Here is a 13,790-nt window from a genome sequence, read left to right as displayed (position 1 = left end):
TGCCACGTAAAAGCACACGCTCGCTGCCGCTCACGGTTCGAGAGATGAGAGAAGTGCTCCGTCAGGGATTCGAACCCTGGTCATCACCGTGAGAGGGTGATATGATTGGCCGGACTACACCAACAGAGCACGTTGGTACACCACCAGATATTGCTCGCGATTGTAAAAGGTTGTCGCTTCAAATCGGGTGTGATACCGACTGCCGTGTTGCGATTAGACAACCCGTTTGCCCTCTCGATACACCTGCCGGACCGTCCGCCACGCGCCGGCGTCCTCGCTCGGGTCGGCGTCGAGCACGACGAGGTCCGCGACGTAGCCCTCGGCGACCTTCCCCACGTCGTCCAACCCGAGGAGGTCCGCGCCGCCGACGGTCGCGGCTTCGAGCGCTTCGGCGGGCGACAGGCCGTACTCGACGAGCAGTTCCATCTCGCGGAGCGCGTTCTCGCCGTGGTCGTTGAACGGCGTGCCCGCGTCGGTGCCCATGGCGATGTTCACGCCGGCGTCGAGCGCGTGGGACCACGCGCCTTCGAAGCGCTCGGCGGCGTCTTCGGCCTTCGCGACGGCCTCCGGCGGGATGCCGGCCTCGACGCCCGCCTCGACGATTTCGCGGACGGCCGAGGCCGTCGGCACCCAGTACGTGCCGTTGTCGACCATGAGGTCGGCGGCCTCCTCGTCCATGAACATCCCGTGTTCGACGCTCGAAACCCCCGCGCGGGCGGCGTTTTTGATACCGTCCTCGCCGTGGGCGTGGGCCGCGGTCGGGACGCCCTTCGCGCTCGCGGCCTCCGCGAGGGCGCGAATTTCCGCTTCCGTGAGCTCGGGTGCGCCCGTGACCGCGCCGGGCGTGAGGACGCCGCCGGTCGCGATGCATTTCACCACGTCGGCGCCGCGCTTCAGTTGCTCTCGGGCGGCCTTGCGAACCTCGTCCGGACCGTCGGCCTCCCGACCCAACCAGTGGGCGTGGCCGCCGGTCATGGTGATGGGTTCCCCCCGCGGCGAGGACGCGCGGCCCGTCGAGCTCGCCGGCGGCGACTGCGGCCTTCGCACTCGTCGCAGTGTTGCCGGGCGAACCGAGGTCGCGGACGGTCGTGACGCCCGCTTCCAGCGTCTTCCGGAGGTTGGCCGCGGCCCGATAGCAGGCGCGTTCGACCGGCTCGGACCGATAGGCGGCCACGTCGGGGCGACCGTCCATCATGAGGTGAACGTGGGCGTCGACGAGTCCCGGCGCGACCACCGCACCGAGCAGTGTCCCGTCTCGCCTTCGGTCTCGTCGCCGACGGACGCGATGCGCCCGGTCGACTCGTCTATCACCACGTTCGCCTCGCGGGTCCCGTCGGCGTCGACGACCCGCACGCCGGTTAGCGTGAACATACGTGTGTCAACCCGGGCAGGTGACCTAAAGCCGCGGGTGTCAGCGAAGAACAACCGACCGACTGCGAGGCGTTCGAACGCGACGAAACCCGACTCCCTCACTCGGGGACGATGTCACCGACGGTGACCGCGTCACCGACCGACAGCGTCTCGCCCCACGACGATTCCGGCACCGCGGTGTTGACCATGAGCCGGAAGTCGTGGTCGAACCAGTCGCCGCCGGACCACTCGGGGAGCGTCTCGCGGCGCTTCGTCATGAACGTCGTCCGGAAGTCGGCCGTCTCCGCGCCCGTGTCCGGGTCGCGGCTCGGGACGACACAGCGCTGGCAGGGGTTGACGCCCTCGAAGGCGACCCCGCCGACGCTGAACTCGACGACCGTCCCGCGCCGGTCGAACAGGTGGTCCTCCCAGAACGGCTCGCTCGCGTCGAAGACGAGGTTCGGCCGGAGGCGACGGCGCATCTCGTCGGCGTCGACGCCGTCGAACCACGAGGCGACCGCGTCGAGCGTCCCCGTCGAGATGACGGTCGGGCCGCTGGCTTCGGTGTCGTCGGGGAACCCGCCGGCGGGGTCGCGCCGGAGTTCGACCGGGTAGCCGAAGTACGCCGAGAGCCAGCCGTCGGCCTCGGCTATCGAGCCGTCGTAATCGTCCATCTCGGGGGCCGACAGTTCGACCGCTCCGTCGGCGAGCGAGACGGAACTCCGGATTCGGAGGACCGCCCGCTCGCGCTTGCCGTTGACGTACTCGTCGTCCTCGTCGAAGATGGCGTACTCGCGGTCGCCGCGGAGCCCGCCGTTCTCGACGATGTCGGCGGCGTCGACGAACTCGGCGTCGAGCGATTTCACGGGGTAGACCGCGATGCGGTCGAGCGTCACGGCCGCCGCGCCGGCAGTCGCGCCCGCTTCCGCATCCGCGGCCGCGGCCGCGGCCGCTGTCGTCTCCGCCTCGGCCGCCGAGGTGTTACCGTCGGTCGGGCTCCCGTCTGTCATCTACTCCTCGCGTTCGTCCGTCTCGTCGGACTCGTCGTCCGCGGTCGCGTCGGCGAACAGCTCGGCGATGGTCTCCTCGTCGACGATTTCGTAGCCCGCCTCGGAGACGGTGACGAGATTCAGTTCGTCGCTCTCGATTTCCTCGTCGGCCGCGACGAGCGCCTCGACGGCGAGCGCGAGGCCGTCTTCGAGCGACAGGTCCTCGGCGTAGCCGTCTTCGAGGGCGGCCTGGACGTCCTCGCGGTGGCCGCCGATGGCGACCGCCTTCCACTCTTGGGGCGTCCCCGAGGGGTCGGTCGCAAACAGGCGACCCGAGCCGTTTTCGACGCCGCCGATGAGGAGCGACGCGCCGTACGGGCGGGTGCCGCCGGACTGCGTGCTCTCTTGGATGTTGTCGGTGATGGTTTTCGTGAGCGTCTCGACGCCGATTGGCTCGCCGTAGCGCAGGTGCTCGCGCTGGGCGGTCGTCCGCGCGAAGTCCACGAGCTTCCGCGCGTCGGCGACGTGGCCGGCCGTGGCCGCGCCGAGCGCGTCGTCGAGCTTGTGCAGTTTCTCGATGCTTTCGGCTTCCATGAGTTCCGACGGGGTCGACCGGAGCGCCGCCAGCACGACGCCGTCGGCGGTGCGGACGCCGAGAACCGGCGCGCCGCGCTTGACGGCCTCCCGGGCGTACTCGACCTGATAGATGCGTCCGTCGGGGGAGAAAAGCGACGTTCCGCGGTCGTAGGCCTGCTTGTCGTTTCGGTTCATCGTGCGACCTCCTCGCTCGCGTCGGCGACGTTCGTCATTACTCTCCGGTCAGTCCCGGAGGCGGAAAAAGCCTCCACACCCGGCATCGGTGTGGGGTTCGTACTCGAATCGGCGGGCTATCCGACGATTTCAGGCGAATCGAGGGCTCGAACCGCGGAACTACGCTTCGATAACGTCCGCGTCGGGCGCGTTCCGCTTGACGCTCTCGATGCCCTGTTTCGCCTTCTGTTTCGACGCGTAGCCCTCGCCCGAGTCGGCGAGGATGTTCCCGTTGTCGTGGACGAGTCGCCAGCGGTACTTGTCGGCCGCGTCGACGAACACCTCGAAGTGCGCCTTGTTCATACGGAGAAACTGTTGTCAGCCGACAAAAATGTATTCGCCGGCGGAGCGTCGCGGCCGACGCGCCAGTCCGGCGGCTCAGGCGGCTTCGGGTTCGAGCGCCTCGGCGTCGACTTCCAGCAGTCGCGTCTCGCAGTCCTCACAGCGGACGACGAACACCTCCCACGACCGGCAGCACGATTCGGCGGTCTCCGAGCCGAACCGGACGCCGCCGCCGCAGGTCGGACAGCTGTTGAGGTAGGTGCGGAGCCCCCGCGCCAGCGCGCTCCGCTGTTCGGCCGTCAGCTGGTCCCGGTCGTCGAGGCGACCGTCGAGGGCGGAATCGGCGGCCACGTCCGCGACGAGCGCGCCGTTCGACTCCCAGGTGCCGAGGGTGGTGCCGTCGGCCATCGCCACGAGCCACCGGCTCCGAGCGCGAGACTCCAGCGTGACATCGGCCTCGTCGACCCCGGTCAAGCGGGCGAGCCACCGTCGAGCGACCGTCTCGTCGGTGCGCGCGATTTCGTCGTCCCACGCCGATTCGAACGACGGTGCGAGGCGGAGTTCGTCGCCGCTCTCGTCCAACTCCAACGCGCCGGCGTCCATCAAGGTCGCCTCCGCGTCGAACGCCGCGACTGACGCGCCATCGCCGTCTAACTGCCCCGATTCGACCTCCTCGCCCGACGATTCGGCGTCAACGTCGTCATCGGCGGCCGACCCAGGCGCGGATGCGGTGGCCCCGACGCGAGTCTGCGTCGGCTCCTTGTCGAACCAGCGGAGGGCCCGGTCGGGGAAGTACGTCTTCGTGAGCGTCGGCGTGCCGGGAATCAGGTAGCCGCGGAAGTAGATGGCCCCCGCGAAGAGGGCGAACGAGACGAGTCCGAGCGGCGGCCACGCGACGCCGAGCACCAGACTCAACGCGGCGGCGATGACGACGTTCACGACGGTACAGGGCGTACACCGGTTCTCGCCGGTGTACTCGGGTTGTCGGAGTTGGTCTGCGAGTGTCGAGGCGGTCATAGCGAGGGGAAGCTTCGTTCCCTCTTACGAGGTCGTTCGCGTCAATAAAGCTACTCGTGATGCGTCACGAGAAACGCAGGTCGTTCACGAGCGCCCGTGAGGTGACGCCCGGCGTCTCAGCGCTTCGGCCGCTTGAACACGAGCGCCGTCTGCCCGCTGTTCGCGCCAGCGCCGCGCGAGTCCGCAATCGTGTCCACGAGCTCCCAGCCGTCGCCGCCGAGGGAGTTGAGCGCGTCTTCCATCGGGGAGGTGTCGCCGCTGAACAGGCCGCCGTCGGCCGTGCGGACGATTTTGTACTCCCACTCGCCCGAGTTACTCATCGGATTCCTCCGCGCCGCGGTCAGCCGCGGCGGGCTGTTTGCGCTCGTACGTGACGAACGAAAAGCCGTCGCGGTCGTCGCGGTCGGTCTCGACCCACTTCCCGCGGTCCCACTCGGGGAACCGCGTGTCGCCTTCGTGTGCCGCGTCGAGTTCGGTGAGCACCAGCCCCGCGGCGCGGCCGAGGAACTGCTCGTAGACGGTCGCGCCGCCGACGACGTAGACGGTCTCGACGCCCATCTCGTCGGCCGCGTCCTCGGCGGCGGCGACCGCCGACTCGACCGACTCGACCGCTTCAGCGCCCTCGGGGAGGTCGAGGTCGCGGGTCGTCAGCACGACGCTGTGACGCTCCGGAAGCGGGCCGCCGAGTTGGCGGGCGATGCTCTCGTAGGTCTTGCGACCCATCACGACCGGGTGGCCGGTCGTCGTCCGCTTGAACTGTTTCAGGTCCTCGGGGAGGTGCCACGGCATGTCGCCGTCGCGGCCGATGACGCGGTTGTCGGCGACGGCGGCGACGAGGACGAACCGGACCGCGGCGTCGCCCTCGGTTTCGGACCCAGAAAGCTCCTCGCCGCTCATTCGGCCACCGCGAAGCGAATCCCGTCGGCCGGGTCGTAGTCGCGGAGGACGATGTCCTCGAACGAGAGGTCTTCGAGCGGCACGTCGGCCACGTCGAGCGCGGGGCGCTCGCGCGGCTCGCGCGAGGCCTGCAAGAGCAGTCCGGGGACGTGGTCGTAGTCCTCCTCGCCGTCGGCCTCCTCGGGGGCCGCGTCGAGGAGCCATTCGCGCACGTCGAGGTATTCGTCGGGCGACTGCACGTCGGCGAGGCGGGACTGGAGTTCGTCGAGGTGGTCGCCGTACCACGCGCCGCGCTCGCCGGCCCCGCAGTAGACGTGGGCGTCGACGATGGTGTGGGCGAACGACCCGAGTTCGAAGCCGGCGCGCTGGGCGACGACCTGCGCGAGGATGGCGTACGCCGCGAGGTTGAACGGGACGCCGAGCGCGATATCGCCGGAGCGCTGGGTCAGATGGAGGTTGAGTTCGTCGCCCTGCACGTTGAAGACGAACGTGTAGTGACACGGCGGGAGCGTCGAGACGGCCGCGTTGGCGGGGTGCCACGCGTTGATGACCAGCCGGCGCGAGTTCGGGTTCTCGTCGAGCGTGTCGAGGACGTACGCGAGCTGGTCGAACGTCCCCTCGTCGTTCATCCAGCGGTGGCCGTCGTCGGGCCACGCCTCGCCCGCAAGCCCCTCCTCGGGGACCGGGTAGCGCCGCCAGAACCGGCCGTAGGCCGTGTCGAGGTGGCCCTCCTCGTCGGCCCACGCGTCCCAGATGCCCGTCTCCTCGCGGAGGGTGCGGATGTGTTCCTCGCCGGAGAGATACCACAGCAGTTCGTGGATGAGGGAGTTCCAGCGGAAGCCCGAGAGGTCCTTCGTCGTGAGCAGCGGAAAGCCCTCTTGGAGGTCGACGGTGTAGTGCTTCGAGAAGCCCGAGATGGTATCGACGCCCGTTCGATTCGGTTTGTGCCGCCCGGTTCCGAGAACGTCCGTGACGAGGTCGAGATATTGGCGCATGAGAGGTGCCCTGGTTGGGTGTTGGTCGTCGTCGGTCCCTCTAAATCCTACCGTCCTCGGCCCGGATTTCCGCAGCGCCCACAACACCGAACACCCCGCTTTTCGTACCCGTGACCGTGATTCGCAATCTCACAGGAGACATCCGCGCCTTCACGAGCAACGTCTTTCTCGTCGACGGCGAGACCACCGCGCTCGTGGACACCGGGGCGAACTTCGACATGGTGCCGACGGTCCGCGAGGTCACCGACTCGCTCGACGCGGTGTACCTCACCCACACGCACCCCGACCACATCGGCAACGTCGACGCCGTCCGCGAGGCGTTCGACGTGCAGACGTGGGGCTACGACACCGGCAACCTCGCCGTGGACAGGCGCATCGACGACGGCGAGCGCGTCCAAATCGGTGACGACGTGTTCGAGGCGGTCCACACGCCGGGCCACAAGGACGACCACCTCTGCTTTTTCTCCCGCGGGTCGGGCGTCTGCTTCGCGGGCGACCTCGTCTTCGCCAACGGCGGGTTCGGTCGGACCGACCTCCCCGAGGGCGACCGCGGCGCGCTCGTCGAGAGCATCGACCGCCTGCGCGAGGTGGTCGGCGGCGACCTGACCGAACTCCACACCGGCCACGGCCCGAGCGTCGCGACTCGCCCGAGCGAGGACCTCGAACTCGCGGCCCGCGCGGCGCGGACGAGGTGAACCGTCGCCTCGCCGCGTCACCTCGCGCTAGCGACTCGTGTAGCCGCCGTCGACGGTGAGCGCCTCGCCGGTCGTGAACGACGCGCCGTCCGAACAGAGCCAGACGACCGCGGAGGCGATTTCGTCCACGTCGCCGAGGCGGTTCACCGGGTGGAGCGACTCGATTCCCTGGCGCGCTTCGGGGTCGTCGAGGCCGCCTTCCCCGAGCAGGGGCGTGTCGACGAAACCCGGGCACACCGCGTTGACGCGGACGCCCTGTTCGGCGTACTCGATGGCCGCGGTCTTCGTCAGTCCGAGGACGCCGTGCTTCGCGGCGACGTACGGGGCCGCGTTCGCGAAGCCGACTTTCCCGAGAATCGACGCCATGTTGACGATGACGCCGCCGTCGACGTCGAGCATCGCGGGAATCTCGTGTCGCATCGACCGCCAGACGCCGTTGAGGTTCACGTCGACGACCCGGTGCCACTCGTCGACCGAGAGGTCGGCGGTCGGTTTCTGCGGACCGCCGATACCCGCGTTGTTGCAGGCGAAGTCGAGTCGGCCGTACTCGGAGACAGCCGTGTCGACCAGCGCGGCGACGGCGTCGTCGTCCGTCACGTCCGTCTCGACGAATATCGCCGTCCCGCCGGCTTCTTCGATGCGTGCGACGGTCTCCTCGCCGCCCTCGGCGTTCACGTCGGAGACGACGACGCGCGCGCCATCCGCGGCGAACGCCTCCGCCGTCGCGCGACCGATTCCAGAGCTAGCGCCGGTCACGACCGCGACTTCGGTGTCGAACTGAGTCATCGTACGAGCGAGAAAACAACTACCTGACAGATAACCGTTTGTGCGACTCTCAGGTCGGGAGAATATCGGGGACACCGAACCGCGCGGTGCGGGTGTGGTCGTTATTCCTCGTCTGCTTCGGGGACGGCGTCGGGATGAAGGCCGAAGTAACCCGGTTCGTCGCTCCGCGGGTCGTTGATGACGAAGTCCTCTTGGTTGGCGACGATCCACGGAATCGTCCACTGGATGATGCGGTCTTCGGTCTCCTCGGCGAGGTCGTCCTGCGGCGACAGCCCCTGCATCAGGCGGGCGATTTCGCCCACGGTGTACATGTAGTCTGGGTCGAGGATGTCGGCGGGTTCGTACAGGAGATACCCGTAGAGGGTGTCGAAGTCGTCTTTCGGCCTGGGCATGCGTGCGCTTCTCGGCCGACGGGCAAAACCCCGACGACCGCGGGCGGCGGGTGACGAGCATCGGCGGCGACGGCAGTGCGACTGACGAGCGTGCCCATCGCTCCCTTACAGCCTTCGATAACCCCATAAGTAGGCTTATCAGCTGTGACGCCAGACCCGAAACGATGAGCGACGCCGCCGCACGACTCGTCGAGGCCTTCCGTAGCTTCTGCGGGGATGACCTCCGCGACCTCTGGGTCTTCGACCACCACGGGTACGAACACCTCTACGTCAGAGAGGACGTGTCCGATGCGCTCGAATGTCTCGACATCTCGCAGTTTATCGACAACGAGCGGTTCGGATACGTCACGAGAGACACCTACGAGACGCTGTACTACGCGGACTACGGCTACACCGTCCGCGGGTTCGACTCGTTCGAGCAGTTTCGGACCTTCGTCGGCGACCGCCCCACCGGAATCCTCGCCGGCTTCGACCGCGGGGCTGGCCGCGACTTCGCCGCCCTGCACGACCGCGTCTGCGCGCTGAACGACGAGTTCGACGGGGCGGACCTGTTCAGCGACCCGACCGCCCGCGACCGACTGCCCTGAGGTCGAGCGGAGCGCACCCGCGGACTGATTTGATTCGATTCGCGGACAGCGCCGCCGCTGACGGCGTTGCGTCCGAAAGAAAAGTCGGGATGTACCGGGTTTACTCGAAGAGTTCGACGGCCTGCTCGTAGCGAGCGGCGGGTTCGTCCCAGTCGACGACCTCGAAGAACGCGGAGACGAAGTCGCCGCGGGCCGGGCCGTAGTCGTGGTAGTACGAGTGCTCCCAGACGTCCAGCGCGAGGATGGGATGGCTACCCCAGAGCGCGCCCTGGTCGTGCTTGTCGACGACGACGTTCCGAAGCTGGTTCGAGAACGAGTCGTACACCAGAAGCGCCCAGCCGCCGGCCGCGCCGGCCGCCGCTTCGAATTCACCCTTCCACGCCTCGTAGGAACCGAAGTCCTCCGCGATGCGCTCTGCGAGCGCACCCTCGGGCTCGTCGCCGCCTTCCGGCGACATGTTCTGCCAGAACAGGTCGTGCAGAATGTGTCCCGAGCCGTTGTGGGTGACGTTGCGGAGCGCGCCGGCGGACGAGCCGAACTCGCCTGCTTCGCGGTTCTCGGCGAGGGTCTCCTCGGCCGCGTTCCAGCCGTTGACGTAGCCCTGGTGGTGGGTGTCGTGATGCCACGTCAGCACCTGCTCGGAGATGTGCGGTTCGAGGGCGTCGTACTCGTACGGAAGCGGGTCGAGTTCGTAGCTCATAATGTGTAACCTCCGTATCATGCGTCGGGCGGAATCATGTTAAAACTTGAGGAGGGGTATGCTAGCACAAACCACAGTTTGCGGGTCGCTATCGGTCGATTTCTCCGCTTCGAGAAGCTCCGGTTCGCGCGAGCGTGTCAGCCGTCGAACGGCTTCGTCCGGCGCTCGTACTCGATTTCCGTCGAGACGGCGTCGGCGATTTCGGCTCCGAACTCGCGTTCGACGAGATGTAACGAGAGGTCGAGACCAGAGGTGACGCCGCCCGCGGTGAGCACGTCGCCGTCGTCGACGACGCGCGCTTCGACGACTACTGCGGCCGTCTCGCGGAGGTCGGAGAGCGCGCTGCCGTGGGTGACCGCGGGGCGACCGTCGAGGATGCCGGCGCGGGCGAGGAGTATCCCGCCGGTACAGACGCCGGCGACGGTCGTTCCGGCCTCGTGGAGCGCGGCGATGGCATCGGGAATCTCGCCCTTCTCGGCTTCGGCCCACGCGCTCTGGTCGGCGCGGGAGTTCCAGCCGCCGCCGGGGACGACGAGCAGGTCCGGGCGGTCGGTTTCCGGGTCGAGGGCGCCGTCGACGCCGACGCGCATCCCGTGGCTCGCGGTCACGAACTCGCGGTCGTCGAGCGCGACGAGTTCGGCCTCGCAGTCGGCCCCGGCCGCGCCGGCGTTCTGGAACACCTCGAACGGCGCGACGGCGTCGAGTTCGTCGAAGCCGTCGTAGAGGATGATAGCGACGTGCATGAACTCGGAATCGGGTCCCGAGGCCAAAGTCGTTCGTGCCGCGGCGACCGAGGGCAAAAAACAGCAGGCGGGGTCAGTCGTCGCTCAGTCGTCGCCGCGGGCGGCCTCGAACATCGAAATCGCGCGCTCGCGGCGCTCGGCGTGGTCCACGATGGGCTCCGGGTAGTCGGGCGCGAGCCGCTCGCGTTCGAGGTCGGTCAGCTCGTGCCACTCGTGGATGGTGTTGGCCGTCACGTCCGAGAGCTCGGGGACGTACCGCTTGATGTACTCGCCGTCGGGGTCGTAGCGCTCGCCCTGCGTCATCGGGTTGAAGATGCGGAAGTACGGCTGGGCATCGGTCCCCGTCGAGGCGGCCCACTGCCAGCCGCCGTTGTCGTTTGCGGTGTCGTGGTCCGCGAGGTGCTCGCGGAAGTGCGCGTAGCCGTGTCGCCAGTCGCACAGCAGGTCCTTCGTGAGGAACGACGCGACGATCATCCGGACGCGGTTGTGCATGTACGCCTCCTCGCGGAGCTGTCGCATCCCGGCGTCGACGATGGGGTAGCCGGTTTCGCCCGCCTTCCACGCCGCGAGTTCCTCGTCGTCGTCGCGCCACGCGATGTCCTCCTCGTACTCCTTGTAGTTCTCCGTGACGACGTTCGGATGCCCTCGGAGGACGTGGGCGTAGAACTCCCGCCACGCCAACTGCGACTGGAACTCCTCGACCGACTCGTCTCTCTCGCCGCCGACGCCCTCGCGGGCCGCGGCGGTCGCCGCGTACACCTCGCGGATGCCGATGGTCCCGAACTTGAGGTCCGTCGAGAGCCGCGACGTGGCGTCCCGCGTCGGGTAGTCGCGGTCGTCGGCGTAGCGGTAGATGGCGTCCGCGCAGAACGCCGAGAGGCGCTCGCGGGCCGCCTCGGTCCCCGCCGGCTGGACCGATGCCGACGGCTCCTCGAAGCCGAGGTCCGAGATGGTCGGGAGGCCGCCGACGGCGATGTCGAACTCTGCGTCGCCGTTGGTGAGGTCTTCGGCCGCGGATTCGAGCGTGGCGGCGTCGACGAGGTCGTCGGCGTCCGGTTCCGGATAGGGGTCGGGTTTGTCGCGGTCGCGCCACTTCTTCCAGAAGTAGGTGTAGACGGAGTAGGTGTCGCCCGCGTTTGTCGTGATGCTCCCCGGCGGGTGGAAGATGGCGTCGTGGACCGGCTCGCGGGCGACGCCGGCGTCGTCGAGGGCGAGCCGCACGTCGGCGTCGCGCTCGCGGGCGAGTCCGGAGTAGTCGATACCCCACACGGCCCGCTCGGCGTCGAACGCCGCCGCCACCGCCGGCACGACCGTCCGGGGGTCGCCGCGGGCGACGAGCAGGTCGCTCCCGCGCTCTTGGTACGCGCCGCGGAGTTCGGCGAGCGCGTCGAGTAAGTACCTGACGCGGGGCGCGCCGGCGTGGTCGAGCACGTCCCGATCGAAGACGAAAAGCGGGGCGACGGGGCCCGCCTCCGCGGCCGTCGCGAGGCCGCGGTTGTCCGCGACGCGCAGGTCCCGGCGGTGCCAGTGCAGTTGCATGTGCGCGCCTCAGGACGGCGGCTATGTGAATGTAGCGGCAGTCGGACGCCGACGGGCCGAAAAATCGGCCGACCGGCTCGTTCGACTGCACTTAATCGCTCGCTGTCGCTGGAAACGGTGTCCTACCGCGTCTCGCGGCGGCAGTCGCTCGTGTTCGGACACCCGTTGGCATGGATGTGGTACGATAGTCGACACTCGCGGCGGCGCGACTGTCGCGGGTAATGTGATGTTATCGACCGAAGTCCGGCACGGGAGCACGTTTACGTTCTTGCTATCTGGTGTACCCGGTTCATACCTATACGGCGTCGTACCCACGGTTCTGGTATGTCCGGGCATCGCTGCCTTCCTGACTCCGGGGTCCGACAGCCGCGTCTCCGGTCTCCGCTCGTGTTTCCGCTCCTCCTCTTGACGTTCGTCTGCGGGACGCTCGGGTGGCTCGTCTGGGTCCCCTACGGCGCGTTCCTCGGCGTGCTCCCGCCCGTCGTCGTCTTCGGCTTCGCGTTCCTCGAACTCTCGTCGGCCTCGCCGTCGCCCCCGCAACTCCCGTCGGCGCGGCCGTCGCCGCCGCTCTCGCTCGACGGCCGGGTCGACCTCGCCGCCGCGTTGCACGGCGCGGGCGTCTTCGCGACCGACGCGGACGACAGCCTCTCGCTGTCGCCGCAGTTCGCCGACGACTGGCGCGCCCGAATGCTCGAAGCCGACGGGCGAGACGGCGACCGCGAGACGCTCGCGGCGCTTCTCGGCGTCGACTCGGACAGAATCGAGATGGGGTGGACCGAGCGGGGGCTGTTCGCGCGACTCGACCACGGAACCGTCGGTCGGTGGTCCTCCCGCGCCGCGTTCGTCGCCGACCGCACGGCGGTCGCGACGTTCCGCCGGTACTACCCCGAGTGGTGGCGGCTCTCGACGGCCGACCGGAACCGCGTCCTCGGGGCGCTTCGGTTGTGTCTCCAGACGTGCCCGACCTGTGACGGCGCGGTCGCGGTCGAAACCGAACGGGTGCGGACCTCCGACGGGACGAAACGGCACGTCTCGGCCGTCTGCCGGGGCTGTGACGCGACGCTGTTCGACGGCGTGGTCGAGCAGTCGGCGGCCGAACAGTCCGGGTCCGACGAGGGTGCCGGCGTGCACCCGCAGAACACGCGGTAAGCGAGGCGAGAGCGCGAGGCACGCCGCGCCCGACGAGCGCCGACGGGTCGGCGCGATCGCGGGCCTCTCAGGGGAGCGGGTCGATGCCGTCGCGCCGCCCGTCGAGCACCGAAAAGCGCTCGTCGCGGCGTCGTTCGAGCCACCGGAGCAGGCGCTCCGCCCACCGGAGTTTCCGCGCTTTCATCGCGTCCACGGTCGGGTCGTCGAAGTCCCAGCCGGCGAAGACGAGCCGCTTCGCCCCGAGTTCGTCGGCGATGAAGGCCGCTCGGTCGCCGTCGGTGAAGCCGCCCCAGTTGACGACGGGGCCGACGGGAGCCGCCTGCGTCGTCCCGAGGACGTGGTCGGCGTCGAACTGTGGAACCCACTCGCGGACCGCGGGAAGGTTGTCGCCGTGGGCGTGGGCCGCGACGGGCACGCCCGATTCGGTTAGTTCGACCGCCGTCTCGGGGTTCTTGTCGAGGTCCGTCACCATCAAATCGAGGTCGAACCCGGCGTCTCGCACCGCGTCGGCTGCGGTGGAGGCGGCGACGACCACGTCCACGTCGGGGTCGTCGAGTCGGTCGAGTTCGGCGTCGAGCGTCGGGGCCGCCCCGCAGACGGCGACGGTCGCGCCCGCCCAGTTCAGCCGGTCGCGGTCGAACGGTTTCACGAGGTCCGCGAGCGCGTCTCTGGCGCGCTCGTCGCCGGTTCGGTCGAAGCCGAAGTCGTCGAGAATCCGCCCGTAGACGGGTTCCCACGTGGTGAAATCCATGGTATAGCTGTCGCTCAGAATGTAACTGTATGGGCCGGAACGGCACTCGTGTACCCCTACCCGCGTGCCCTTCCGGCGTCCACAGGACCGTTTTAGAGTCGGATGGTA

Annotated in this window: 16 protein-coding genes, 1 tRNA gene and 1 pseudogene; 3 read left to right on the top strand and 15 right to left on the bottom strand. The window is 68.6% G+C overall.

The genetic code is table 11. The annotated features are described in order from the left end of the window. Positions 1–54: 54 nt before the first annotated feature. The 9 genes and pseudogenes from HVO_RS18860 to thyA all read right to left on the bottom strand — a co-directional run bounded on the left by HVO_RS18860 (position 55) and on the right by thyA (position 6,340). A tRNA-Glu gene (locus tag HVO_RS18860) sits at positions 55–129 on the bottom strand. 84 nt (positions 130–213) lie between these two features. Then, positions 214–1,371 (bottom strand): annotated as a pseudogene (locus HVO_RS18855) (amidohydrolase family protein). Between the two features lie 98 nt (positions 1,372–1,469). Continuing rightward, positions 1,470–2,360, bottom strand: coding sequence for an MOSC domain-containing protein (locus tag HVO_RS18845; protein ID WP_004044758.1), 891 nt, complete (start codon positions 2,358–2,360; stop codon positions 1,470–1,472). Beyond that, positions 2,361–3,110, bottom strand: coding sequence for a proteasome subunit alpha (psmA2, locus tag HVO_RS18840; protein WP_004044756.1), 750 nt, complete (start codon positions 3,108–3,110; stop codon positions 2,361–2,363). It lies immediately after the preceding gene. Positions 3,111–3,269: 159 nt separating this feature from the next. Next, positions 3,270–3,452: an HVO_2922 family protein gene (locus HVO_RS18835; RefSeq protein WP_004044754.1), complete on the bottom strand. Its 183-nt coding sequence runs from the start codon at positions 3,450–3,452 to the stop codon at positions 3,270–3,272. Positions 3,453–3,527: 75 nt separating this feature from the next. Then, positions 3,528–4,448 carry a hypothetical protein gene (locus HVO_RS18830; protein WP_004044752.1) on the bottom strand — a complete coding sequence of 307 codons (921 nt, stop codon included), beginning with the start codon at positions 4,446–4,448 and terminating at the stop codon, positions 3,528–3,530. Positions 4,449–4,564: 116 nt separating this feature from the next. Then, positions 4,565–4,768 carry a DUF4177 domain-containing protein gene (locus HVO_RS18825; protein ID WP_004044750.1) on the bottom strand — a complete coding sequence of 68 codons (204 nt, stop codon included), beginning with the start codon at positions 4,766–4,768 and terminating at the stop codon, positions 4,565–4,567. Then, the gene (locus HVO_RS18820) at positions 4,761–5,345 is read right to left on the bottom strand and encodes a dihydrofolate reductase (RefSeq protein ID WP_004044748.1); all 585 of its coding nucleotides are present in this window, start codon (positions 5,343–5,345) and stop codon (positions 4,761–4,763) included. The genes HVO_RS18825 and HVO_RS18820 overlap by 8 nt, the downstream gene beginning before the upstream one ends. After that, positions 5,342–6,340 (bottom strand): thymidylate synthase, encoded by a 999-nt coding sequence (gene thyA / locus HVO_RS18815; protein ID WP_004044747.1) that lies wholly within the window; start codon positions 6,338–6,340, stop codon positions 5,342–5,344. Before thyA ends, HVO_RS18820 begins: the two co-directional genes overlap by 4 nt. 116 nt (positions 6,341–6,456) lie before the next feature. Here thyA and HVO_RS18810 point away from each other — a divergent pair, with 116 nt between their 5' ends. Further along, on the top strand, positions 6,457–7,035 hold the full coding sequence (locus HVO_RS18810; RefSeq protein WP_013035541.1) for an MBL fold metallo-hydrolase: 579 nt from the start codon (positions 6,457–6,459) through the stop codon (positions 7,033–7,035). Between the two features lie 27 nt (positions 7,036–7,062). Here HVO_RS18810 and HVO_RS18805 read toward each other — a convergent pair whose 3' ends face one another. After that, on the bottom strand, positions 7,063–7,821 hold the full coding sequence (locus HVO_RS18805; RefSeq protein ID WP_004044742.1) for an SDR family oxidoreductase: 759 nt from the start codon (positions 7,819–7,821) through the stop codon (positions 7,063–7,065). Positions 7,822–7,922: 101 nt separating this feature from the next. Continuing rightward, entirely contained in the window at positions 7,923–8,213 is a 291-nt protein-coding gene (locus HVO_RS18800) for a DUF5827 family protein (protein ID WP_004044740.1), read from the bottom strand. 164 nt (positions 8,214–8,377) lie between these two features. Here HVO_RS18800 and HVO_RS18795 point away from each other — a divergent pair, with 164 nt between their 5' ends. After that, entirely contained in the window at positions 8,378–8,800 is a 423-nt protein-coding gene (locus HVO_RS18795) for a DUF7522 family protein (protein WP_004044738.1), read from the top strand. Positions 8,801–8,900: 100 nt separating this feature from the next. On the opposite strand, the gene sod is transcribed toward HVO_RS18795, so the two are convergent. From sod to HVO_RS18780, 3 genes are all read right to left on the bottom strand, one after another. After that, positions 8,901–9,500, bottom strand: a complete 600-nt coding sequence (gene sod / locus HVO_RS18790) for a superoxide dismutase (RefSeq protein ID WP_013035375.1) — start codon at positions 9,498–9,500, stop codon at positions 8,901–8,903. A gap of 137 nt (positions 9,501–9,637) precedes the next feature. Next, on the bottom strand, positions 9,638–10,243 hold the full coding sequence (locus HVO_RS18785) for a DJ-1/PfpI family protein (RefSeq protein ID WP_004044733.1): 606 nt from the start codon (positions 10,241–10,243) through the stop codon (positions 9,638–9,640). 84 nt (positions 10,244–10,327) lie between these two features. Continuing rightward, positions 10,328–11,782 (bottom strand): cryptochrome/photolyase family protein, encoded by a 1,455-nt coding sequence (locus tag HVO_RS18780; RefSeq protein WP_004044731.1) that lies wholly within the window; start codon positions 11,780–11,782, stop codon positions 10,328–10,330. A 387-nt stretch (positions 11,783–12,169) separates the two neighbouring features. Between HVO_RS18780 and HVO_RS18775 the strand changes: the two genes are divergently transcribed. After that, on the top strand, positions 12,170–12,931 hold the full coding sequence (locus tag HVO_RS18775; RefSeq protein WP_004044729.1) for a hypothetical protein: 762 nt from the start codon (positions 12,170–12,172) through the stop codon (positions 12,929–12,931). Positions 12,932–12,998: 67 nt separating this feature from the next. On the opposite strand, the gene HVO_RS18770 is transcribed toward HVO_RS18775, so the two are convergent. Next, entirely contained in the window at positions 12,999–13,682 is a 684-nt protein-coding gene (locus HVO_RS18770) for a 6-hydroxymethylpterin diphosphokinase MptE-like protein (RefSeq protein WP_004044727.1), read from the bottom strand. Positions 13,683–13,790: the final 108 nt, after the last annotated feature.

The sequence above is a fragment of the Haloferax volcanii DS2 genome (assembly GCF_000025685.1).
Classification (GTDB): Archaea; Halobacteriota; Halobacteria; order Halobacteriales; family Haloferacaceae; genus Haloferax; species Haloferax volcanii.
The sequence above is the reverse complement of the archived record's forward strand: the minus strand, read 5'-3'. Positions and strand labels throughout refer to the sequence as shown.